The following is a 23,283-nucleotide window of genomic DNA, read 5'->3' as shown; positions in this document are numbered from 1 at the left end:
TGGAGGAAATAAAACATGGCACGTGTTAAAGGTGGCGTTGTATCACGCAAACGTCGTAAACGTATTCTTAAATTAGCAAAAGGTTACTATGGAGCTAAACACATCTTGTTCCGTACTGCAAAAGAACAAGTAATGAACTCTTACTACTATGCATACCGTGACCGTCGTCAGAAAAAACGTGACTTCCGCAAATTGTGGATCACTCGTATCAACGCGGCAGCTCGTATGAACGGACTTTCATACTCACAATTGATGCATGGTTTGAAATTGGCTGAGATTGAAGTTAACCGTAAAATGCTTGCTGACTTGGCTGTTAACGATGCAGCAGCTTTCACAGCTCTTGCAGATGCGGCTAAAGCAAAACTTGGTAAATAATAACTGATAAGACTGGAACAGGATTGTCCAGTCTTTTTAAAAATAAAGGAGAAAAATATGGCTTCAAAAATGCTACACACTTGCTTGCGAGTAGAAAATCTTGAAAAATCAATTGCATTCTATCAAGATGCTTTTGGATTTAAAGAATTGCGTCGCAGAGATTTTCCAGATCATGCCTTCACGATTGTCTATCTAGGACTTGATGGTGACGATTATGAGTTGGAGTTGACTTATAACTATGATCATGGCCCTTATGTAGTTGGAGATGGTTTTGCCCATATCGCCCTAAGTACACCTGATCTTGAGGCTCTTCACCAAGAGCACAGTGCAAAAGGCTATGAAGTGACTGAGCCAAATGGTCTACCAGGAACTGCACCAAACTATTACTTTGTCAAAGACCCTGATGGATACAAGGTCGAAGTCATTCGTGAAAAATAATCCCGTGAAGTCAAGTAGAATGTTCGTTTTCTACTTGACTTTTTTTAGCTGAAAGAGTATACTAGTAAAAATTTAACCTTTAAGGGGAGTCCAGAGAGACTCACAAGGTGTCGGATAAAAGAATAGTACAATTTTCCAGAGGAGACTTTTTGAGTGTGCTCTCTTGTGTTGTACGATTTTAACTGAGGCCTTGCAATCGCAAGGTCTTTTCTTTGTCTGGTCCCCTTAAAATTTAAGGAGGAAAAATCATGAATCCCACATGTAAGAAGCGTTTGGGTGCCATTCGTTTGGAAACCATGAAGGTGGTTGCACAGGAGGAAATTGCGCCAGCAATCTTTAAATTAGTCCTAGAAGGGGAAATGGTTGAAGCTATGCGAGCAGGTCAATTTCTTCATCTGCGTGTGCCTGATGATGCCCATCTCTTGCGTCGTCCTATTTCAATTTCGTCTATCGATAAGGTTAAGAAGCAGTGTCGCCTTATTTATCGGATTGAGGGAGCTGGGACAGCTATTTTTTCAACCTTAGGTCAGGGAGATACTCTTGATGTGATGGGGCCTCAGGGAAATGGTTTTGACTTGTCTGAACTGGACAATCAGAGCCAGGTTCTCTTAGTTGGTGGGGGGATTGGTGTTCCGCCCTTGCTTGAAGTAGCCAAGGAATTGCATGCGCGTGGTGTGAAAGTGGTGACAGTCCTTGGTTTTGCTAACAAGGATGCTGTTATCCTTGAAACGGAATTGGCCCAATATGGGCAGGTCTTTGTAACGGCAGATGATGGTTCTTATGGCATCAAGGGGAATGTTTCTGTTGTCATCAAGGATTTAGACAGTCAGTTTGATGCTGTTTATTCTTGTGGGGCGCCTGGAATGATGAAGTATATCAATCAAACCTTTTATGACCACCCAAGAGCCTATCTATCTCTGGAATCTCGTATGGCTTGTGGGATGGGTGCCTGCTATGCCTGTGTCCTAAAAGTGCCAGAAAGCGAGACGCTCAGCCAACGTGTCTGTGAAGATGGCCCTGTTTTCCGCACAGGAACAGTTGTATTATAAGGGGAAAATCATGTCTACAAATCGTTTACAAGTTTCTCTACCTGGTTTGGATTTGAAAAATCCGATTATTCCAGCATCAGGCTGTTTTGGTTTTGGACAAGAGTATGCCAAGTACTATGATTTAGATCTTTTAGGTTCTATTATGATCAAGGCGACAACCCTTGAAGCCCGTTTTGGCAATCCAACTCCAAGGGTGGCAGAAACACCTGCTGGCATGCTCAATGCAATTGGCTTGCAAAATCCTGGTTTGGAAGTTGTTTTGGCCGAAAAGCTACCTTGGTTGGAAAGAGAATATCCAAATCTTCCTATTATTGCCAATGTGGCTGGTTTTTCAAAACAAGAGTATGCGGCTGTTTCTCATGGTATTTCCAAGGCAGCTAATGTAAAGGCTATCGAGCTCAATATTTCTTGCCCCAATGTTGACCACTGTAATCACGGACTTTTGATTGGTCAAGATCCAGATTTGGCTTATGATGTGGTGAAAGCAGCTGTGGAAGCCTCCGAAGTGCCAGTTTATGTCAAATTAACCCCGAGTGTGACCGATATCGTTACTGTCGCAAAAGCTGCAGAAGATGCGGGAGCAAGTGGCTTGACCATGATCAATACTCTAGTTGGAATGCGCTTTGACCTCAAAACCAGAAAACCAATCTTGGCCAATGGAACAGGTGGAATGTCTGGTTCAGCAGTCTTTCCAGTAGCACTCAAACTCATCTGCCAAGTCGCCCAAATAACAGACCTGCCTATCATTGGAATGGGGGGAGTGGATTCGGCTGAAGCAGCCCTAGAAATGTATCTGGCTGGAGCATCTGCCATCGGAGTTGGAACAGCCAACTTTACCAATCCCTATGCCTGTCCTGATATCATCGAAAATTTACCAAAAGTTATGGACAAATACGGCATTAGCAGTCTGGAAAATCTCCGCAAGGAAGTAAAAGAGTCTCTTAGGTAAACTGCAATCAATCTGTTCTTGATTTTTTATTAGTTTGTAATATGAATTTAGGAGAATTTTGGTACAATAAAATAAATAAGAACAGAGGAAGAAGGTTAATGAAGAAAGTAAGATTTATTTTTTTAGCTCTGCTATTTTTCTTAGTTAGACCAGAGAGTGCAATAGCCAGTGATGGTACTTGGCAAGGAAAACAATACCTGAAAGCAGACGGCAGTCAAGCAGCCAATGAGTGGGTTTTTGATGCTCATTATCAATCTTGGTTTTATATAAAAGCAGATGCTAACTATGCTGAAAATGAATGGCTGAAACAAGGTGACGACTATTTTTATCTTAAATCTGGTGGCTATATGGCCAAGTCAGAATGGGTAGAAGACAAGGGAGCCTTTTATTATCTTGACCAAAATGGAAAGATGAAAAGAACTGCTTGGGTAGGAACTTCCTATGTTGGTGCAACAGGTGCCAAGGTAATAGAAGACTGGGTATTTGATTCTCAATACGACTCTTGGTTTTATATAAAAGCAGATGGCCAGCACGCAGAGAAAGAATGGCTCCAAATTAAGGGCAAGGACTATTATTTCAAATCTGGTGGTTATTTGCTAACAAGTCAGTGGATTGACCAGGCTTATGTGAATGCCAGTGGTGCCAAAGTGCAGCAAGGTTGGCTTTTTGACAAACAATACCAATCTTGGTTTTACATCAAAGAAAATGGAAAACATGCTGAGAAAGAATGGATTTTCGAAAATGGTCACTATTATTATCTAAAATCCGGTGGCTATATGGCAGCCAATGAATGGATTTGGGATAAGGAGTCATGGTTTTACATCAAATCTGATGGTAAAATGGCTGAGAAAGAATGGCTATACGATGCTAAAAGTCAAGCCTGGTACTACTTCAAATCTGGTGGCTACATGGTGAAAAATGAAACAGTAGATGGTTATCAGCTTGGAAACGATGGTAAATGGCTTGGAGAAAAAGCTACAAATGAAAATGCTGCTTATTATCAAGTAGTACCTGTCACAGCAAATGTTTATAATGCAGATGGTGAAAAGCTCTCCTATATATCGCAAGGTAGTGTCGTCTGGCTAGATAAGGATAGAAAAAGTGATGACAAGCGCTTGGCTATTACTATTTCTGGTTTGTCAGGCTATATGAAAACAGAAGATTTACAAGCGCTAGATGCTAGTAAGGACTTTATCCCTTATTATGAGAGTGATGGACACCGTTTTTATCACTATGTGGCTCAGAATGCTAGTATTCCAGTAGCTTCTCATATTTCTGATATGGAAGTAGGCAAGAAATATTATTCGGCAGATGGGCTGTATTTTGATGGTTTTAAGCTTGAAAATCCCTTCCTTTTCAAAGACTTGACAGAGGCTACAAACTATAGTGCTGAAGACTTGGATAAGGTATTTAGTCTGTTAAATATTGACAATAGTCTCTTGGAAAATAAGGGAGCTACCTTTAAGGAAGCCGAAGAGCATTACCATATCAATGCCCTTTACCTCCTTGCCCATAGTGCTTTAGAAAGTGATTGGGGACGAAGTAAAATTGCCAAAGATAAGAATAATTTCTTTGGAATTACAGCCTATGATACGACACCTTACCTTTCTGCCAAGACATTTGATGATGTGGATAAGGGAATTTTAGGAGCAACCAAGTGGATCAAGGAAAATTATATCGATAGGGGCAGAACTTTCCTTGGAAACAAGGCGTCTGGTATGAATGTGGAATATGCCTCAGACCCTTATTGGGGCGAAAAAATTGCTAGTGTGATGATGAAAATCAATGAGAAGCTAGGTGGTAAAGATTAGTCATATAATTGGATATGATTTGAGTGAATAGTAAGTTAAAAATAGTCGGGGACAAAAAGATTTTGATTTTAGGAATTCTTTATTATAAGTTTTTAAAATCGATAGATTAGACAAAAAAGCGAACAAAACAGAATTCTGAGTGTCAGATAACTTGTTTTGTTCGCTTTTTATATTTAAGGTTAGACTTTTGTCCCAGACTCTTTTTTCATGGATGCAATTTTTTCTGGGTCTGGTGTGACACGGAGGGTCTTTTGTCCTGTGTAAGTGACAAATCCTGGTTTTCCACCAGTTGGTTTATTGAGTTTTTTGACTTCAATCATATCTACTTGAACTAGATTTGATAAGCGCCCTTGAGAGAAGAAGGCAGCCAGCTCTGCTGCGTCTGTCTTGATTTCATCAGATGGGTCAAGATTGCCTGAGATGACAACGTGGCTTCCAGGAATGTCCTTGGCATGGAACCAAAGTTCCTCCTTGCGGGCCATTTTAAAGGTTAGCTCCTCGTTTTGTAGGTTGTTTCGGCCGACATAGATGATGGTTTTGCCATCGCTTGCTAGATATTGTTCTGGTTTTTTGCGTTTCTGTATTTTCTCCCGTTGTCTTCTGCGGATAAAGCCAGTTTGAATCAATTCTTCACGGATTTCAGCGATTTCTTCCAGTCCAGCTTGGTTGAGGACGGTTTCTACACTTTCCAAATAGAGAATAGTGGCCTTGGTTTCTTCAATCAGATCAGTCAAGTATTTGACAGCTTCTTTGAGTTTCTGGTAACGTTTAAAATAGCGTTGGGCATTCTGGTTGGGAGTCAGAGCCTTATCAAGCGCAATCGTGATAGGTTGGTTGGTGTAGTAGTTGTCTAGGATAACCTGGTCTTGGTCGTTTGGCACTTGATGAAGGAAGGTTGTCAGCAATTCTCCTTTTTGACGAAATTCTTCAGCATTGTCTGTCGCCAGTAACTCTTTTTCTTGTTTTTTCAGCTTATGACGATTTTTTTGAAGTTCATTTTCAACACGACGAATGAGTTCACTAGCTTGCTGTTTGACGCGGTCGCGCTCAGCCTTATCCTTATAGTAGGTGTCCAACAAATCAGAAAGACTGGAAAAAGGCTCTCCCACCTGATTTGCAAAAGGAACTGGGCTGAAGGAAGTCTCAGTCAAGCATGGTTTGGTTTCTTGATTGAAAAAGTTTCGGAAAGTAGATAGTTTATCAATAATCAGAATGTTTTCCAATTCATTTGCCGTATCGCGTCCCAGACCTTGAAAGAGGCTTTGAAGGTTTTTAGCTGTCGTTTCCTGTGTTTGTAGGATTTCAAAGAGTTTCTCGTCCTTGATTGTAAAAGGATTGAGAGATTCCGTACTTGGCGGAGCGATGTAGGTCGACCCAGGAAGCAAGGTACGGTAGCTATTTTGTGAAAAACCAACATGTTTGATGACTTCGAGGATTTTGTGGCTACTTTTATCAACCAGTAGAATATTACTGTGTTTACCCATAATCTCAATAATCAAGGTAGCCTGGATATGGTCTCCAATCTCGTTTTTATTGGAAACTGTCATTTCCACAATACGGTCATTTTCCACTTGCTCAATCGACTCAATCAGGGCACCCTGCAAATATTTTCTCAAAACCATGATAAAGGTGGAAGGTTGAGCTGGATTTTCAAAAGTCGTTTGGGTCAGCTGAATGCGTCCAAAAACTGGATGGGCAGAAAGGAGCAGGCGATGACTTTGGCGATTGCTACGGATTTGCAAGACCAACTCTTGTTCAAAAGGTTGATTGATTTTCTGAATGCGACCGTTCACTAATTCTCTTCGCAATTCCTCAACCATGTGGTGTAAAAAAAATCCGTCAAATGACATCGTTCTCTCCTTGTGATTGTATTCCATAGTATTATATCAAAAAGGTAGAATAAAATCATGGAAATGTGGTATAATAAAGCCAAGTAAAGAGAAACGAGAAGCACATGTATATTGAAATGGTAGATGAAACTGGTCAAGTTTCAAAAGAAATGTTGCAACAAACCCAAGAAATTTTGGAATTTGCAGCCCAAAAATTAGGAAAAGAGGACAAGGAGATGGCAGTTACCTTTGTGACCAATGAGCGTAGTCATGAACTCAATCTGGAGTACCGTGACACAGACCGTCCGACAGATGTTATCAGCCTTGAATACAAGCCAGAGTTGGAAATTGCCTTTGCCGAGGAAGATTTGCTTGAAAATCCGGAATTGGCAGAGATGATGTCTGAGTTTGATGCCTATATTGGGGAACTGTTCATCTCTATTGATAAGGCTCATGAGCAGGCCGAGGAATACGGTCACAGCTTTGAGCGTGAGATGGGCTTCTTGGCAGTACACGGCTTTTTACATATCAACGGCTATGATCACTACACTTCGGAAGAAGAAGCGGAGATGTTCGGTTTACAAGAAGAAATTTTGACAGCCTATGGACTCACAAGACAATAAACGAAAATGGAAAAATCGTGACCTGATATCCAGTTTAGAATTTGCCATCACAGGGATTTTTACTGCTAGCAAGGAAGAACGCAATATGCGAAAACATGCCGTGACGGCTCTAGTGGTCATCCTTGCAGGTTTTGTTTTTCAGGTGTCACGAATCGAATGGCTCTTTCTCTTATTGAGCATTTTCTTGGTAGTAGCCTTTGAAATTATCAACTCTGCTATTGAAAATGTGGTGGATTTGGCCAGTCACTATCACTTTTCCATGCTGGCTAAAAATGCCAAGGATATGGCAGCTGGCGCGGTATTAGTGGTCTCTCTTTTCGCAGCCTTAACAGGCGCATTGATTTTTCTCCCACGAATCTGGGATTTATTATTTTAAACAGTAAGAGGAAATTATGACTTTTAAATCAGGCTTTGTAGCCATTTTAGGACGTCCCAATGTTGGGAAGTCAACTTTTTTAAATCATGTCATGGGGCAAAAGATTGCCATCATGAGTGACAAGGCGCAGACAACGCGCAACAAAATCATGGGAATTTACACGACTGATAAGGAACAAATCGTCTTTATCGACACACCAGGGATTCACAAACCTAAAACGGCCCTTGGAGATTTCATGGTCGAATCCGCCTACAGCACCCTTCGTGAAGTGGATACTGTTCTTTTTATGGTGCCTGCGGATGAAGCGCGTGGTAAGGGGGACGATATGATTATCGAGCGTCTTAAGGCTGCCAAGATTCCTGTTATTCTGGTGGTGAATAAAATCGATAAGGTTCACCCAGACCAGCTTTTGTCTCAGATTGATGATTTCCGTAATCAGATGGACTTTAAGGAAATCGTTCCAATCTCAGCCCTTCAGGGGAATAACGTGTCTCGTCTAGTGGATATTTTGAGTGAAAATCTGGATGAAGGATTCCAATATTTCCCAGCTGACCAAATCACAGACCATCCAGAACGCTTCTTAGTATCAGAGATGGTTCGCGAGAAAGTCTTGCACCTAACTCGTGAAGAAATTCCGCATTCTGTTGCAGTAGTAGTGGATTCTATGAAACGAGATGAAGAGACAGACAAGGTTCACATCCGTGCAACCATCATGGTCGAGCGCGATAGTCAGAAAGGGATTATCATCGGTAAAGGTGGCGCTATGCTTAAGAAAATTGGTAGCATGGCCCGTCGTGATATTGAACTCATGCTAGGAGACAAGGTTTTCCTAGAAACCTGGGTCAAGGTCAAGAAAAACTGGCGCGATAAAAAGCTAGATTTGGCTGACTTTGGCTATAATGAAAAAGAATACTAAGTAGAGGTGGGCTCATGCCTGCTTCTTGTTTTTACAGAAGGAGGACGTATGCCTGAATTACCTGAGGTTGAAACCGTTCGTCGTGGTTTAGAAAAATTGATTCTGGGTAAGAAGATTTCGAGTGTAGAAATTCGCTATACCAAGATGATTAAGACAGATTTGGACGAGTTTCAAAAGGAGGTGCCTGGTCAGATTATTGAGTCAATGGAACGTCGGGGCAAATATTTGCTTTTTTACCTGACAGACAAGGTCTTGATTTCCCATTTGCGCATGGAAGGCAAGTATTTTTATTATCCGTATCAGGTTCCCGAACGCAAGCATGCCCATGTTTTCTTTCAGTTTGAGGACGGTGGCACGCTTGTTTATGAGGATGTTCGCAAGTTTGGTACTATGGAACTCTTGGAGCCTGATCTTTTAGACGCCTACTTTATTTCTAAAAAATTAGGGCCTGAACCAACAGACCAGGACTTTGATTTAGAGAATTTTATAGGTGCCCTGAAGAAATCTAAAAAGCCTATCAAATCCCATCTCCTAGACCAGACCTTGGTAGCTGGACTTGGCAATATCTATGTGGATGAGGTTCTCTGGCGAGCTCAGGTTCATCCGGCAAGACCTTCCCAGACTTTGACAGCAGCAGAAACGACAGCCATTCATGACCAAACCATTGCTATTTTGGGCCAGGCCGTTGAAAAAGGTGGTTCGACCATTCGGACCTATACCAATGCCTTTGGGGAAGATGGAACCATGCAGGATTTTCATCAGGTCTATGACAAGGCTGGTCAAGAGTGTTCACGCTGTGGGACAGTGATTGAGAAAATCCAACTAGGCGGACGTGGAACCCACTTTTGTCCTCAGTGCCAAAGGAGGGGCTGATGGGAAAAATCATCGGAATCACTGGGGGAATTGCCTCTGGTAAGTCAACCGTGACAAATTTTCTAAGAAAGCAAGGCTTTCAAGTAGTGGATGCCGACGCAGCCGTCCACCAACTACAGAAACCTGGTGGTCGTCTGTTTGAAGCTCTAGTCCAGCACTTTGGTCAAAAAATTATCTTAGAAAATGGAGAACTCAATCGCCCTCTCCTAGCTAATCTCATCTTTTCAAATCCTGAAGAACAGGAATGGTCTAAGCGAATCCAAGGAAAGATTATCCGTGAGGAACTAGCTACGTTGAGAGATCAGTTTGCTCAGACAGAAGAGATTTTTTTCATGGATATCCCCTTACTTTTTGAGCAGAACTACGTCTCTTGGTTTGATGAGACTTGGTTGGTCTATGTGGACCGAGATGTCCAAGTAGAACGCTTAATGAAAAGGGACCACTTGTCCAAAGATGAAGCTGAGTTTCGTCTGGCAGCCCAGTGGCCTTTAGAGAAAAAGAAAGATTTGGCCAGTTATGTTCTAGATAACAATGGAAATCAGGACCAGCTTCTTACTCAGGTGTTCTCCCTGCTTGAGGGAGGTAAGCAAGATGACAGAGATTAACTGGAAGGATAATCTGCGCATTGCCTGGTTTGGTAATTTTCTGACAGGAGCCAGTATTTCTTTGGTAGTGCCCTTTATGCCCATCTTTGTGGAAAATTTAGGTGTAGGGAGTGATCAAGCTGCTTTTTACGCAGGTTTAGCTATTTCTGTCTCTGCCATTTCTGCAGCACTTTTCTCTCCTATCTGGGGCATCCTTGCTGATAAATACGGTCGAAAACCCATGATGATTCGTGCTGGTCTGGCCATGACTATCACTATGGGAGGCTTGGCCTTTGTGCCAAATATCTATTGGTTAATCTTTCTTCGTTTACTGAATGGTGTATTTGCGGGTTTTGTTCCCAATGCAACGGCCTTGATAGCCAGTCAGGTTCCAAAGGAGAAATCAGGCTCTGCCTTAGGTACTTTGTCTACTGGCGTAGTTGCAGGTACTCTAACTGGTCCCTTTATCGGGGGATTTATCGCAGAATTATTTGGTATTCGTACAGTTTTCTTACTGGTTGGTAGTTTTCTGTTTTTAGCTGCTGTTTTGACTATTTGCTTTATCAAGGAAGATTTTCAACCAGTAGCCAAGGAAAAGGCCATCCCAACAAGGGAATTATTTACATCAGTTAAATATCCCTATCTTTTGGCCAACCTCTTTCTGACCAGTTTTGTCATCCAATTTTCAGCCCAATCAATCGGCCCTATCTTAGCTCTGTATGTACGCGACTTAGGGCAGACAGAGAATCTTCTTTTTGTATCTGGTTTGATTGTATCCAGTATGGGCTTTTCCAGTATGATGAGTGCAGGAGTCATGGGAAAGCTAGGTGACAAGGTGGGCAACCATCGCCTCTTGGTTGTAGCCCAGTTTTATTCAGTCATCATCTATCTCCTCTGTGCCAATGCCTCTAGCCCCCTTCAACTAGGACTTTATCGTTTCCTCTTTGGATTGGGAACCGGTGCCCTGATTCCCGGGGTTAATGCCCTACTCAGCAAAATGACTCCCCAAGCCGGCATTTCGAGGGTCTTTGCCTTCAATCAGGTATTCTTTTATCTGGGAGGTGTCGTTGGTCCCATGGCAGGTTCTGCAGTAGCAGGTCAATTTGGCTACCATGCAGTCTTTTATGCGACAAGCCTTTGTGTTGCCTTTAGTTGTCTCTTTAACCTGCTTCAATTTCGAACATTATTAAAAGTAAAGGAAATCTAGTGCGAGTAAAAATTAATCTCAAATGCTCCTCTTGTGGCAGTATCAATTACCTAACCAGTAAAAATTCAAAAACTCATCCAGACAAGATTGAGGTTTTAAAGTATTGTCCCAAGGAAAGAAAAGTAACCCTACATCTTGAATCTAAGTAGATTTTATGGTAAAATAATAAGGATTTTAAGGAGTTTGATATGTATAACCTATTATTAACCATTTTATTAGTATTATCTGTTGTGATTGTGATTGCGATTTTCATGCAACCAACTAAAAACCAATCCAGCAATGTATTTGATGCCAGCTCAGGTGATTTGTTTGAACGTAGTAAAGCACGCGGTTTCGAAGCTGTAATGCAGCGTTTGACAGGGATTTTAGTCTTTTTCTGGCTAGCCATTGCCTTAGCATTGACGGTATTATCAAGTAGATAAGAAAATAATGGGCAGGACTAGGTCTTTGCCTCTTTTTATTTTTAAAAGATATTTGAGAAGGTTTTACAGTAAAAGAAAATAAAAAATCTAGAAAGAAAATATGAAAGACAGAATAAAAGAATATTTACAAGATAAGGGAAAGGTAACTGTCAATGACTTGGCTCAGGCTTTGGGAAAAGACGGTTCCAAGGACTTTCGTGAGTTGATTAAAACCTTGTCCTTAATGGAAAGAAAGCACCAGATTCGCTTTGAAGAAGATGGAAGTCTGACCTTGGAAGTCAAGAAAAAACATGAGATTACTCTCAAGGGGATTTTTCATGCCCATAAAAATGGCTTTGGCTTTGTCAGTCTAGAAGGGGAAGAGGACGACCTTTTTGTAGGAAAAAACGATGTCAACTATGCTATTGATGGTGATACCGTTGAGGTCGTCATCAAGAAAGTCGCTGACCGCAATAAGGGAACAGCAGCAGAAGCAAAAATTATTGATATCTTAGAACACAGTTTGACAACTGTTGTTGGCCAAATCGTTCTGGATCAGGAAAAGCCTAAGTATGCTGGCTACATCCGTTCGAAAAATCAGAAAATCAGCCAACCCATCTATGTTAAGAAACCAGCCCTTAAACTGGAGGGAACAGAAGTTCTCAAGGTCTTTATCGATAAATACCCAAGTAAGAAACATGATTTCTTTGTCGCGAGTGTCCTCGATGTGGTGGGGCATTCAACGGATGTCGGAATTGATGTTATTGAGGTCTTGGAATCAATGGACATTGTATCCGAGTTTCCAGAAGCTGTTGTCAAGGAAGCAGAAAGTGTGCCTGATGCTCCGTCTCAAAAGGATATGGAAGGTCGTCTGGATCTAAGAGATGAGATTACCTTTACCATTGACGGTGCTGACGCCAAGGACTTGGACGATGCGGTGCATATTAAGCCTATGAAAAATGGAAATATCGAACTCGGAGTTCACATAGCAGATGTTTCCTATTATGTGACCGAGGGTTCTGCCCTTGACAAGGAAGCCCTTAACCGCGCGACTTCAGTCTATGTAACAGACCGAGTGGTTCCAATGCTTCCAGAACGACTGTCAAATGGTATCTGTTCTCTCAATCCTCAAGTTGACCGCCTGACCCAGTCTGCCATTATGGAGATTGATAAACATGGTCGTGTAGTCAACTACACCATCACACAAACGGTTATCAAGACTAGCTTCAGGATGACCTATAGCGATGTCAATGATATCCTAGCTGGCGATGAAGAAAAGAGAAAAGAATATCATAAAATTGTACCAAGTATCGAACTTATGGCCAAGCTTCATGAAACTTTAGAAAACATGCGTGTGAAACGTGGAGCTCTCAATTTTGATACCAATGAAGCGAAGATTTTAGTGGATAAACAAGGTAAGCCTGTTGATATCGTTCTTCGTCAGCGTGGCATTGCCGAGCGTATGATTGAGTCCTTTATGTTGATGGCCAATGAAACAGTTGCTGAGCATTTCAGCAAGTTGGATTTGCCTTTTATCTATAGAATTCACGAGGAGCCTAAGGCTGAAAAGGTTCAGAAGTTTATTGATTATGCTTCGAGTTTTGGCTTGCGCATTTATGGGACTGCCAGTGAGATTGGCCAGGAGGCACTTCAAGACATTATGCGTGCTGTTGAGGGAGAACCTTATGCAGATGTATTGTCCATGATGCTTCTTCGCTCTATGCAGCAGGCTCGTTATTCGGAGCACAATTACGGCCACTATGGACTAGCTGCTGACTATTATACTCACTTTACCAGTCCGATTCGTCGTTATCCAGACCTTCTTGTTCACCGTATGATTCGTGATTACGGCCGTTCTAAAGAAATAGCAGAGCATTTTGAACAAGTGATTCCAGAGATTGCGACCCAGTCTTCCAACCGTGAGCGTCGTGCCATCGAGGCGGAGCGTGAAGTCGAAGCCATGAAAAAGGCTGAGTACATGGAAGAGTACGTAGGCGAAGAGTACGATGCAGTTGTATCAAGTATTGTCAAATTCGGTCTCTTTGTTGAATTGCCAAACACAGTTGAAGGCTTGATTCACATCACTAATCTACCTGAATTTTATCATTTCAATGAGCGTGATTTGACTCTTCGTGGAGAGAAATCAGGAACAACCTTCCGTGTAGGTCAGCAGATTCGCATTCGCGTTGAAAGAGCTGATAAGATGACGGGCGAAATTGACTTCTCTTACATTCCAAGTGAGTTTGATGTGATTGAAAAAGGCTTGAAACAGTCTAGTCGCAGTGACAGAGGGCGTGGTTCAAGTCGTCGTTCAGATAAGAAGGAAGATAAGAGAAAATCAGGACGCTCAAATGATAAGCGCAAGCATTCACAAAAAGACAAGAAGAAAAAAGGAAAGAAACCTTTTTACAAGGAAGTAGCTAAGAAAGGAGCCAAGCATGGCAAAGGGCGAGGGAAAGGTCGTCGCACAAAATAAAAAGGCGCGCCACGACTATACAATCGTAGATACGCTAGAAGCAGGAATGGTCCTGACTGGAACTGAAATCAAGAGTGTGCGAGCTGCTCGAATCAATCTCAAGGACGGTTTTGCACAAGTAAAAAATGGGGAGGTCTGGTTGAGCAACGTTCATATCGCTCCTTACGAAGAGGGTAATATCTGGAATCAGGAACCAGAACGTCGCCGCAAACTCCTGCTCCATAAGAAACAAATTCAAAAATTGGAACAAGAGACCAAAGGGACAGGAATGACCCTGGTTCCCCTTAAAGTCTATATCAAAGATGGTTACGCTAAACTCCTTTTAGGTCTAGCTAAAGGAAAGCATGACTATGATAAACGGGAGTCAATCAAGCGACGTGAGCAGAATCGCGATATTGCGCGCGTGATGAAAGCTGTCAATCAGCGATAAAAAGAGGAATGAAGATGGAAAAACTAGTTGCCTATAAACGCATGCCTTTGTGGACTAAAGAAACTATGCCAGAGGCTGTTCAGCAGAAACACAATACCAAGGTTGGGACTTGGGGGAAAATTACTGTCTTGAAGGGAGCTCTCAAGTTTATTGAATTGACAGAAGATGGTGAGGTTTTAGCTGAGCACCTCTTTGAAGCAGGAGCCGACAATCCCATGGCACAACCTCAAGCTTGGCATCGAGTCGAGGCTGCTACAGACGATGTGGAATGGTACTTGGAGTTTTATTGTAAACCTGAAGATTATTTCCCTAAGAAATACAATACTAATCCTGTTCATTCAGAGGTCCTAGAGGCTATGCAGACAGTAAAACCAGGGAAAGCCTTGGATTTGGGCTGTGGTCAAGGCCGTAATGCATTCTTTTTAGTCCAACAAGGTTTTGATGTGACAGCTGTGGATCAAAATGAACTGGCCCTTGAAATCTTGCAAAGCATTGTGGAGCAGGAAAATCTGGACATGCCAGTTGGTCTTTACGATATCAATTCAGCTAGTATTGGGCAAGCGTATGATTTCATCGTATCGACAGTTGTTTTGATGTTTTTGCAAGCAGACCGCATTCCTGCAATTATCAAAAATATGCAGGAGCATACTACGGTCGGTGGTTATAATCTTATCGTTTGTGCTATGGATACGGAAGATTACCCTTGCTCTGTGAACTTCCCATTTACCTTTAAAGAAGGGGAATTGTCAGACTATTACAAGGACTGGGAATTGGTTAAGTACAATGAAAATCCAGGTCAATTGCACCGTCGCGATGAAAATGGCAATCGCATTCAACTACGCTTTGCGACCATGCTAGCTAAGAAAATTAAATAAACATGAATGAAGATTAGGAATTTTTCTGATCTTTTTTTTCTTTTTTTACGAATAGATAAGATAGAAGAATTGACAAAAATACGCATTATAAGTATAATTTTAGCTAGAAAGGTGACAATGAATGCCAATCACAGGTAAGGAAATGGTAAAATTAGCTCTTGCAAATGGATGGATTGAAGTTCGTAAGAGAGGAAGTCATCATCATTTTAAGAAAGAAGGAGTTCCCTATCTTGTCACTATTCCAGTTCACGGTAATGATGATCTAGGAAAAGGGTTAGAGAGAAAAATATTAAAAGATTTGGGATTGTAGTTGATTTGGAAATTGTGGAGGTGTATTATGCTAAAATCTTATCCTGCTATTTTTCATAAAGAAGGTACTGGATACTGGATTGAATTTCCGGAGTTTGGAGGTGGGACAGAGGGAGCAACGATTGAACTTGCAATGAAAAATGCTCGGGAAATGCTTGAGAGTGTTTTAGCTTCTTATATTGATGAAGGACTGGCTCTGCCTACTCCTAGTGACATTGCTGAGTTGAAAGCTCCTGATGGATTTGTGACTTTGATTCAGGTCAATCCCTTGCCTTTCGTAAAGAATAATAAAGCGATTCGAAAAAATGTTACGGTTCCAGAGTGGCTAGTCAGACTTGCAGATCGTGAGAAAGTGAACTATTCTGAAGTTTTGACACAAGCTCTTGAAAGTCGCTTGCAACTCTAAAATTATAGAGTGATGAAGATTAGGAAATTTCCTGATCTTTTTTCTTTTTTTCGAATAATATAGAAAAGGAGGGAAATCATGTTTGTTGCGAGAGATACTAGGGGAGAATTGGTAAATGTGTTAGAGGATAAGCTTGAGAAGCAAGCCTACACTTGCCCAGCTTGTGGAGGTCAGCTCCGTTTGCGGCAAGGACCAAGTGTCCGAACCCATTTTGCCCATAAATCCTTAAAAGACTGTGATTATTCCTCTGAAAATGAAAGCCCAGAACACCTGTCCAATAAAGAATCACTTTATCACTGGTTGAAAAAAGATGCAGAGGTGCAATTAGAATACCCGCTTCCAGAGCTTAAACAGATTGCGGATGTGTTTGTAAATGGCAATCTAGCTTTAGAGGTTCAATGTAGTCCCTTGCCTCAAAAAGTTCTTAAAGAGCGCAGTGAGGGCTATTGTAGTGAGGGTTACCAAGTACTGTGGTTGCTGGGGCAAAAACTGTGGCTCAAAGACCGTTTGACTCGTCTGCAACAAGGTTTTCTCTATTTCAGTCAAAACATGGGCTTTTATGTTTGGGAAGTAGACAAGGAAAAACAGGTTTTAAGGCTTAAATATCTCATCCACCAGGATCTCCGAGGCAGACTCTATTATCAAATCAAGGAATTTCCCTATGGACAAGATAGTTTACTGGAGATATTACGTCTTCCCTATAAGAAACAAAAAATATCTCATTTTACAGCTTCTCAGGACAAGGACATCTGTCGCTATATCCGGCAACAACTCTATTATCAAAATCCTTTTTGGATGAAAGAACAAGCGGAAGCCTATAAAAAGGGAGAAAATCTCCTAACTTATGGTCTAAAAGAATGGTATCCACAAATAAGACCACTAGTAGGTAATTTTTGCCAAATTGAGCAAGATTTGACTCGCTATTATCAGTATTTTCAAACCTATTACCAAGAAAATCCTCAAAATGATTGGCAAAAGCTTTATCCACCAGCCTTTTATCAGCAATATTTCTTGAAAAATATGGTAAAATAGAAAGGATGGAGGAATCTAATGGTATTACAAAGACATGAAATAAATGAAAAAGATACATGGGATCTATCAACGATTTACCCAACTGACCAGGCTTGGGAAGAAGCCTTAAAAGATTTAACAGAACAACTGGAGAAAGTAAGCCAGTATGAAGGCCATCTCTTGGATAGTGCGGATAGCCTACTCGAAATCACTGAATTTTCTCTTGAAATGGAACGCCAGATGGAGAAGCTTTACGTTTATGCTCATATGAAGAATGACCAAGATACACGTGAAGCCAAGTACCAAGAGTACTATGCTAAGGCTATGACTCTATACAGCCAGCTAGACCAAGCCTTTTCATTCTATGAGCCTGAATTTATGGAAATCAGTGAAGAGCAGTATGCTGACTTTTTAGAAGCTCAACCAAAATTGCAGCTTTATCAACACTATTTTGATAAGCTTTTGCAAGGCAAGGATCACGTTCTTTCACAACGTGAAGAAGAATTATTGGCTGGAGCTGGAGAAATCTTTGGTTCGGCAAGTGAAACCTTCGCTATCTTGGACAATGCGGATATTGTGTTCCCTTATGTCCTCGACGATGATGGTAAGGAAGTTCAGCTATCTCATGGGACTTACACACGTTTGATGGAGTCTAAAAATCGTGAGGTGCGTCGTGGTGCCTATCAAGCTCTTTATGCGACTTATGAACAATTCCAACATACCTATGCCAAAACCTTGCAAACCAATGTTAAGGTGCAAAACTACCGTGCTAAAGTTCGCAACTACAAGAGCGCTCGTCATGCAGCCCTAGCAGCCAATTTTGTTCCAGAGAGTGTTTATGACAATTTGGTAGCAGTAGTTCGCAAGCATTTGCCCCTCTTGCATCGTTACCTTGAACTTCGTTCAAAAATCTTGGGGATTTCAGACCTTAAGATGTACGATGTCTACACACCGCTTTCATCTGTTGAATATAGTTTTACCTACCAAGAAGCCTTGAAAAAGGCAGAAGATGCTTTGTCAGTCTTGGGTGAGGATTACTTGAGCCGTGTTAAACGTGCCTTCAGCGAGCGTTGGATTGATGTTTACGAAAATCAAGGCAAGCGTTCAGGGGCTTACTCTGGTGGTTCTTACGATACCAATGCCTTTATGCTCCTTAACTGGCAGGACAATCTTGACAATCTCTTTACTCTTGTTCATGAGACAGGCCACAGCATGCATTCTAGCTATACTCGCGAGACTCAGCCTTATGTTTATGGAGATTACTCTATCTTCTTGGCTGAGATTGCATCAACTACCAATGAAAATATCTTGACGGAGAAATTATTGGAAGAAGTGGAAGACGACGCAACGCGCTTTGCTATTCTCAATAACTTCCTAGATGGTTTCCGTGGAACAGTTTTTCGTCAAACTCAATTTGCCGAGTTTGAACACGCAATCCACCAAGCGGATCAAAATGGTGAAGTCTTGACAAGCGATTTCTTAAATAAACTCTACGCAGACTTGAACCAAGAGTATTATGGTTTGAGTAAGGAAGACAATCCTGAAATCCAATACGAGTGGGCTCGCATTCCACACTTCTACTATAACTACTATGTATACCAATATTCAACAGGCTTTGCGGCCGCCTCAGCCCTAGCTGAAAAGATTGTCCATGGTAGTCAAGAAGATCGTGACTGCTATATCGACTATCTCAAGGCAGGTAAGTCTGACTATCCACTTAATGTCATGAGAAAAGCTGGTGTTGATATGGAGAAGGAAGACTATCTCAACGATGCTTTTGCAGTCTTCGAACGTCGTTTGAATGAGTTTGAAGCCCTTGTTGAAAAATTGGGATTGGCATAAGATGGTTGAATCATATAGTAAAAATGCCAACCATAACATGCGTCGCCCTGTCGTCAAGGAAGAAATTGTAGACTTGATGCGTCAGCGCCAAAAGCAAGTCACAGGTTCCTTGAAAGAATTGGAAGACTTTGCCCGCAAGGAAAATATTCCCATTATTCCCCATGAAACGGTAGCTTATTTCCGTTTTCTCATGGAAACCATGCAACCTAAAAACATTCTGGAAATTGGGACGGCCATCGGTTTTTCAGCCCTCTTGATGGCGGAACATGCGCCAAATGCCAAGATTACAACTATTGATCGCAATCCAGAAATGATTGGTTTTGCCAAGGAAAATTTTGCCCAGTTTGATAGTCGTAAGCAAATCACTCTCCTAGAAGGAGATGCGGTAGATGTCTTATCAACCTTGACAGAGTCTTATGATTTTGTCTTTATGGATTCTGCCAAGTCTAAATACATCGTCTTTCTACCAGAAATCCTCAAACATTTGGAAGTTGGAGGTGTGGTTGTCTTGGATGATATTTTCCAAGGCGGTGATGTTGCCAAGGACATTATGGAAGTCCGTCGAGGTCAGCGAACCATCTATCGAGGCCTTCAAAGACTATTTGATGCAACCTTAGACAATCCAGGACTCACTGCAACATTAGTCCCTCTGGGGGACGGCATTCTCATGCTTCGTAAAAATGTAGCAGATGTTCAATTGCCTGACAGCGAATGATTTTCAGAAAAATTTAAGAAAATATAGTACAATAGATAGAGTAACACTTATCTCAAAGGAGTAGACATGAAGAAAAAACTATTGGCAGGTGCCATTACACTATTATCAGTAGCAACTTTAGCAGCTTGTTCGAAAGGTTCAGAAGGGGCAGACCTTATCAGCATGAAAGGGGATGTCATCACAGAACATCAATTTTATGAGCAAGTGAAAAGCAACCCTTCAGCCCAACAAGTCTTGTTAAATATGACCATCCAAAAAGTTTTTGAAAAACAATATGGCTCAGAGCTTGATGATAAAGAGGTTGATGATACTATTGCCGAAGAAGAAAAACAATATGGCGAAAACTACCAACGTGTCTTGTCACAAGCAGGTATGACGATTGAAACACGTAAAGCTCAAATTCGTACAAGTAAATTAGTTGAGTTGGCAGTTAAGAAGGCAGCAGAAGCTGAACTGACAGATGATGCCTATAAGAAAGCATTTGACGAGTACACTCCAGATGTAACGGCTCAAATCATCCGTCTTGATAATGAAGATAAGGCCAAAGAAGTTCTCGAAAAAGCCAAGGCAGAAGGTGCTGATTTTGCTCAATTAGCCAAAGATAATTCAACTGATGAGAAAACTAAAGCAAATGGTGGAGAAATTACCTTTGATTCTGCTTCAACGGAAGTACCTGAGCAAGTCAAGAAAGCCGCTTTCGCTTTAGATGTAAATGGCATTTCTGATGTGATTACAGCAACTGGCACACAAGCCTACAGTAGCCAATATTACATTGTAAAACTCATTAAGAAAACAGAAAAATCATCTAATATTGATGACTACAAAGAAAAATTAAAAACTGTTATCTTGACTCAAAAACAAAATGATTCAACATTTGTTCAAAGCATTATCGGAAAAGAATTGCAAGCAGCCAATATCAAGGTTAAGGACCAAGCCTTCCAAAATATCTTTACCCAATATATCGGTGGTGGAGATTCAAGCTCAAGCAGTAGTACATCAAACGAATAGTCCAAATCAATAAGTCAGGGAAAAAACTCGACTTCAGGAAAAAATGAAGTAAATCTTTCCACAATAAAACGCATAGTACAAGGTTTTCAATACCTGATATTATGCGTTTTTTGATTTTAAAGACTTTTTGACCAGACTCATTTTTTTAACTTAATACTCAGTGAAAAGCAAAGATTAAACTAGGAAGCTAGCTGTAGGCTGCTCAAAGAACAGCTTTGAAGACTTATGAGGTCACCAACATATATAATGTGAAGCTGACGTGGTTTGAATCGATTTTAGAAGAGTATGAGTCTGGAAGTTTTAATGGATAATGCAAGATTCCATAGAATGGGTAAGATAGAGTTCTTATGTGAAGAGTTTGGGCATAAACTTTTACCTCTTCCTCCCTACTCATCTTATACTCAATGAAAATCAAAGAGCAAACTAGGAAACTAGCCGCAGGTTGCTCAAAGCACTGCTTTGAGGTTGTAGATAGAACTGACGAAGTCAGCTCAAAACACTGTTTTGAGGTTGCAGATAGAACTGACGAAGTCAGTAACATATATACGGCAAGGCGACGTTGACGCGGTTTGAAGAGATTTTCGAAGAGTATTAGTATAGAAAAGTGAATCTGAACTAGTACATCACTACTTCTAAAACATTCTTATAAATTAGTTTAAATTCTCAAATCACATTATTCAGTTCTTATTTCATTTTGCTCTACAATCCTGTTGAGAAGACACGTGTTCATATCAAAAAGGTATTGGCAAGTTGCAATACCTTTTTACGAGGCTCTTTTGTCTTATTTTTGTTTCAACTGACTATATCTCCAGAAGGCTAGGCTATAATTATGATTGATAAGAAGTATCATTCCACGTATCGAGAGTGAATGTTTCAAAATCATGGGTTTCTAGAATGGTCAGGCTGGCATTTGCTAGACCGCCATCTTTACGAAGAAGTGGTTCTTTATATCCTAGAAGAGTACGAAGACTGGCAGTAAGATTGGCACCGTGACCGACAATTAGAATACGCTCAGCTGGACTATCTTTGAGTGATTTGATAAATTGGATGGTCCGTTGCGTGGTGCTATAGAGGGATTCGGCTCCAAACATTTGAGTATCAAATTGAGCAAGATTAGTACGGAAAGCCTGGATTTGTTGCGGGTAAATAGCTTCCAAGGTTGCAATTTTCAAACCTTCCAACTTCCCCAGCTGCCATTCACGAATATTAGGAACACTTTCTAAAGGACAGGGCGTCTTGAGTTGACTTTGGATAATCTCGGCAGATCTGACTGCTCGAGGTAAGTCACTTGAATAGATCTGATCAAAAGGAATATCCTTGAGATACTGGCCTAGTTGTTTTAGGGTTTCAATGGATTCAGGAAGAAGGGGGGAATCTCCACTAGCACCTTGAAAGCGTCCTTCTTGGTTCCAGACTGTACGACCGTGGCGGACAAAGTAGAGTTTCATTACTTGCTGTCCTCCAAAATATCTACAAAGTCTGCCTTTACAAAGCTAGCCAAGTCTTGTGGCACGACGATAATGCTGTGACCAACTTCCCCAGCAGAGACAATCACTTGATCCAAGTCTAGGGCGATTTTATCGATAAAAATGGGGTAATTGTGTTTCTGACGAATTCCGACAGGATTATTGGCTCCATGAATGTAACCAGTTGTTTTTTCCAAGTCCTTTTGTGGAATCATGCTCACTTTTTTATTGCCAGAAATTTTGGCTAGTTTCTTTTCAGACAAGTGTTGAGTGATAGGGACAATTCCGATAATCGGTCCTGTCTTGTCTCCCAAAAGAGCCAAGGTTTTGAAAATCTGATCTCGTTCATAACCTTGAGGAAGCTCTCCTTCCAGGGCATTGATTTGAATCCCCTGATGTGGGATACCTGCTTTAGATAGGATTTGTTCTACTAATGTTTTTTTGACTTTAACTTTTTTTGCCATTATTTATATTTATCCTCCAATTGACTCATCCAAATACCAAGCCAAATTCCTAGAGCAAAGAAGAAGGCGATGATGACATAACCGACAAGTGAAAGACCTGTGTATTGGATACTTTCAGCGTTTCCTGCATTTGGAATCAAGATCAAAAGGGTACTTGATAGGACGATACCGATGATGAAATGATAGACGCATGAGTGGTAGTTGTTTAAGGCATAATCCATCAATTTTGAAAAAACGATGAGAGTGGCACCTGCTCCGATTCCAATCGGGAAGAAGGTTCCCAAGAGGTCAAAGGTTTTAAAACCAGTCAACATCGGAGCATAGAGACCCAAAATCAAAAGTAGATTTGATGGACTGAGGCCAGGAACCAAGACGCCAAGAGCCAGCAGTGCACCTGCTAGGACCAAATTAAGAAAGCTAGCACTTAAGGTTCCAACGACAAAATTTAAGGCATAGAGTCCTAGTCCAGAAATGATAAAGGTTGTCCAGAACCAAGCTAAATCAATCTTGTCTCGGTCAGATTCTCGAGTTGATTCCTTGAGAAGGCTAGGAACTGTACCAATGATGGCACCCGCAAAGCTCCATAAGACAAAGACCTGATAATTTTCAAGCAGGTATTCAATCGGGTAGGAAAATAAGCCGATTCCCAGAAGCATACCGATGGCAACTGGAATAAAGTACAAAACATTTTCTTTAAAGTCTTTAAAGGGATGGGCCAGAAAGCCAATCATCCGTTCGTAAATGCCTAAGATTGCTGCTAGAACCCCTCCGGAAATTCCCGGTAAGATAAATCCAAGAGCAATCACAATCCCTTTAATAATGCGCGCTAACCATGAGAGCATATAGTTCC

27 protein-coding genes and 1 pseudogene are annotated in these 23,283 nt (G+C 41.2%); 24 read left to right on the top strand and 4 right to left on the bottom strand.

Going from position 1 to position 23,283, the window contains the following annotated elements:
• Positions 1–15: 15 nt before the first annotated feature.
• The 5 genes from rplT (at position 16) to OVN23_RS06145 (ending at position 4,622) form a co-directional block, all read left to right on the top strand.
• On the top strand, positions 16–375 hold the full coding sequence (rplT, locus tag OVN23_RS06165) for a 50S ribosomal protein L20 (protein ID WP_000124834.1): 360 nt from the start codon (positions 16–18) through the stop codon (positions 373–375).
• A gap of 57 nt (positions 376–432) precedes the next feature.
• Positions 433–813 (top strand): VOC family protein, encoded by a 381-nt coding sequence (locus OVN23_RS06160; RefSeq protein ID WP_173252986.1) that lies wholly within the window; start codon positions 433–435, stop codon positions 811–813.
• 248 nt (positions 814–1,061) lie between these two features.
• Positions 1,062–1,862: a dihydroorotate dehydrogenase electron transfer subunit gene (locus OVN23_RS06155; protein ID WP_173252985.1), complete on the top strand. Its 801-nt coding sequence runs from the start codon at positions 1,062–1,064 to the stop codon at positions 1,860–1,862.
• Entirely contained in the window at positions 1,825–2,811 is a 987-nt protein-coding gene (locus OVN23_RS06150; protein WP_319946282.1) for a dihydroorotate dehydrogenase, read from the top strand. The genes OVN23_RS06155 and OVN23_RS06150 overlap by 38 nt, the downstream gene beginning before the upstream one ends.
• A 41-nt stretch (positions 2,812–2,852) precedes the next feature.
• A complete protein-coding gene (locus OVN23_RS06145) occupies positions 2,853–4,622 on the top strand; it encodes a glucosaminidase domain-containing protein (protein ID WP_267240832.1) in 1,770 nt (589 codons plus the stop codon).
• A gap of 179 nt (positions 4,623–4,801) precedes the next feature.
• Here OVN23_RS06145 and pavA read toward each other — a convergent pair whose 3' ends face one another.
• Entirely contained in the window at positions 4,802–6,472 is a 1,671-nt protein-coding gene (gene pavA / locus OVN23_RS06140) for an Rqc2 family fibronectin-binding protein PavA (protein ID WP_267240831.1), read from the bottom strand.
• Positions 6,473–6,576: 104 nt separating this feature from the next.
• Between pavA and ybeY the strand changes: the two genes are divergently transcribed.
• The 19 genes and pseudogenes from ybeY (at position 6,577) to OVN23_RS06045 (ending at position 21,066) form a co-directional block, all read left to right on the top strand.
• Positions 6,577–7,074 carry an rRNA maturation RNase YbeY gene (gene ybeY / locus OVN23_RS06135; RefSeq protein ID WP_173218283.1) on the top strand — a complete coding sequence of 166 codons (498 nt, stop codon included), beginning with the start codon at positions 6,577–6,579 and terminating at the stop codon, positions 7,072–7,074.
• The gene (locus tag OVN23_RS06130; protein ID WP_173218285.1) at positions 7,055–7,450 is read left to right on the top strand and encodes a diacylglycerol kinase family protein; all 396 of its coding nucleotides are present in this window, start codon (positions 7,055–7,057) and stop codon (positions 7,448–7,450) included. Before ybeY ends, OVN23_RS06130 begins: the two co-directional genes overlap by 20 nt.
• Before the next feature lie 16 nt (positions 7,451–7,466).
• Positions 7,467–8,366 (top strand): GTPase Era, encoded by a 900-nt coding sequence (gene era, locus OVN23_RS06125; RefSeq protein WP_173218287.1) that lies wholly within the window; start codon positions 7,467–7,469, stop codon positions 8,364–8,366.
• A 48-nt stretch (positions 8,367–8,414) separates the two neighbouring features.
• A complete protein-coding gene (gene mutM / locus OVN23_RS06120; protein ID WP_173282788.1) occupies positions 8,415–9,239 on the top strand; it encodes a DNA-formamidopyrimidine glycosylase in 825 nt (274 codons plus the stop codon).
• Positions 9,239–9,844, top strand: a complete 606-nt coding sequence (coaE, locus tag OVN23_RS06115) for a dephospho-CoA kinase (RefSeq protein WP_173218291.1) — start codon at positions 9,239–9,241, stop codon at positions 9,842–9,844. Before mutM ends, coaE begins: the two co-directional genes overlap by 1 nt.
• A complete protein-coding gene (locus OVN23_RS06110) occupies positions 9,831–11,030 on the top strand; it encodes a multidrug efflux MFS transporter (RefSeq protein ID WP_173218293.1) in 1,200 nt (399 codons plus the stop codon). Before coaE ends, OVN23_RS06110 begins: the two co-directional genes overlap by 14 nt.
• Complete coding sequence (gene rpmG, locus OVN23_RS06105) at positions 11,030–11,179, top strand: 50S ribosomal protein L33 (protein WP_001809104.1); 150 nt, start codon at positions 11,030–11,032, stop codon at positions 11,177–11,179. The genes OVN23_RS06110 and rpmG overlap by 1 nt, the downstream gene beginning before the upstream one ends.
• Before the next feature lie 39 nt (positions 11,180–11,218).
• Positions 11,219–11,452: a preprotein translocase subunit SecG gene (secG, locus tag OVN23_RS06100; protein WP_000282517.1), complete on the top strand. Its 234-nt coding sequence runs from the start codon at positions 11,219–11,221 to the stop codon at positions 11,450–11,452.
• A gap of 100 nt (positions 11,453–11,552) precedes the next feature.
• Positions 11,553–13,907 carry a ribonuclease R gene (rnr, locus tag OVN23_RS06095; RefSeq protein WP_267240827.1) on the top strand — a complete coding sequence of 785 codons (2,355 nt, stop codon included), beginning with the start codon at positions 11,553–11,555 and terminating at the stop codon, positions 13,905–13,907.
• Positions 13,870–14,337 (top strand): SsrA-binding protein SmpB, encoded by a 468-nt coding sequence (smpB, locus tag OVN23_RS06090; RefSeq protein WP_001051750.1) that lies wholly within the window; start codon positions 13,870–13,872, stop codon positions 14,335–14,337. The genes rnr and smpB overlap by 38 nt, the downstream gene beginning before the upstream one ends.
• A gap of 14 nt (positions 14,338–14,351) precedes the next feature.
• Entirely contained in the window at positions 14,352–15,212 is an 861-nt protein-coding gene (gene tehB / locus OVN23_RS06085) for an SAM-dependent methyltransferase TehB (RefSeq protein WP_173218297.1), read from the top strand.
• Positions 15,213–15,333: 121 nt separating this feature from the next.
• Positions 15,334–15,522: a type II toxin-antitoxin system HicA family toxin gene (locus OVN23_RS06080; RefSeq protein ID WP_001122912.1), complete on the top strand. Its 189-nt coding sequence runs from the start codon at positions 15,334–15,336 to the stop codon at positions 15,520–15,522.
• Positions 15,523–15,549: 27 nt separating this feature from the next.
• Positions 15,550–15,927 (top strand): type II toxin-antitoxin system HicB family antitoxin, encoded by a 378-nt coding sequence (locus tag OVN23_RS06075; protein WP_050252888.1) that lies wholly within the window; start codon positions 15,550–15,552, stop codon positions 15,925–15,927.
• 78 nt (positions 15,928–16,005) lie between these two features.
• Complete coding sequence (locus OVN23_RS06070; protein ID WP_173218299.1) at positions 16,006–16,959, top strand: competence protein CoiA; 954 nt, start codon at positions 16,006–16,008, stop codon at positions 16,957–16,959.
• An 18-nt stretch (positions 16,960–16,977) separates the two neighbouring features.
• Positions 16,978–18,780: an oligoendopeptidase F gene (gene pepF, locus OVN23_RS06065; protein WP_173218301.1), complete on the top strand. Its 1,803-nt coding sequence runs from the start codon at positions 16,978–16,980 to the stop codon at positions 18,778–18,780.
• Between the two features lies 1 nt (position 18,781).
• Entirely contained in the window at positions 18,782–19,495 is a 714-nt protein-coding gene (locus OVN23_RS06060) for an O-methyltransferase (RefSeq protein WP_004259562.1), read from the top strand.
• A gap of 66 nt (positions 19,496–19,561) precedes the next feature.
• Complete coding sequence (prsA, locus tag OVN23_RS06055) at positions 19,562–20,503, top strand: peptidylprolyl isomerase PrsA (RefSeq protein ID WP_173218303.1); 942 nt, start codon at positions 19,562–19,564, stop codon at positions 20,501–20,503.
• A 297-nt stretch (positions 20,504–20,800) separates the two neighbouring features.
• Positions 20,801–20,896, top strand: a pseudogene (locus tag OVN23_RS06050) (IS630 family transposase); the annotation flags it as partial.
• Positions 20,897–20,907: 11 nt separating this feature from the next.
• Positions 20,908–21,066 (top strand): hypothetical protein, encoded by a 159-nt coding sequence (locus OVN23_RS06045; RefSeq protein WP_025173180.1) that lies wholly within the window; start codon positions 20,908–20,910, stop codon positions 21,064–21,066.
• A 264-nt stretch (positions 21,067–21,330) separates the two neighbouring features.
• On the opposite strand, the gene OVN23_RS06040 is transcribed toward OVN23_RS06045, so the two are convergent.
• From OVN23_RS06040 to OVN23_RS06030, 3 genes are read right to left on the bottom strand one after another with little or no spacing between them, the layout of a single operon-like run.
• A complete protein-coding gene (locus tag OVN23_RS06040; protein WP_267240823.1) occupies positions 21,331–21,951 on the bottom strand; it encodes a histidine phosphatase family protein in 621 nt (206 codons plus the stop codon).
• Positions 21,951–22,433: an aminoacyl-tRNA deacylase gene (locus tag OVN23_RS06035; RefSeq protein WP_267240822.1), complete on the bottom strand. Its 483-nt coding sequence runs from the start codon at positions 22,431–22,433 to the stop codon at positions 21,951–21,953. Before OVN23_RS06035 ends, OVN23_RS06040 begins: the two co-directional genes overlap by 1 nt.
• Entirely contained in the window at positions 22,433–23,275 is an 843-nt protein-coding gene (locus OVN23_RS06030; protein ID WP_173218308.1) for a DUF368 domain-containing protein, read from the bottom strand. Before OVN23_RS06030 ends, OVN23_RS06035 begins: the two co-directional genes overlap by 1 nt.
• Positions 23,276–23,283: the final 8 nt, after the last annotated feature.

This window comes from Streptococcus sp. Marseille-Q6488 (assembly GCF_946902925.1).
GTDB lineage: Bacteria > Bacillota > Bacilli > Lactobacillales > Streptococcaceae > Streptococcus.
The sequence above is the reverse complement of the archived record's forward strand: the minus strand, read 5'-3'. Positions and strand labels throughout refer to the sequence as shown.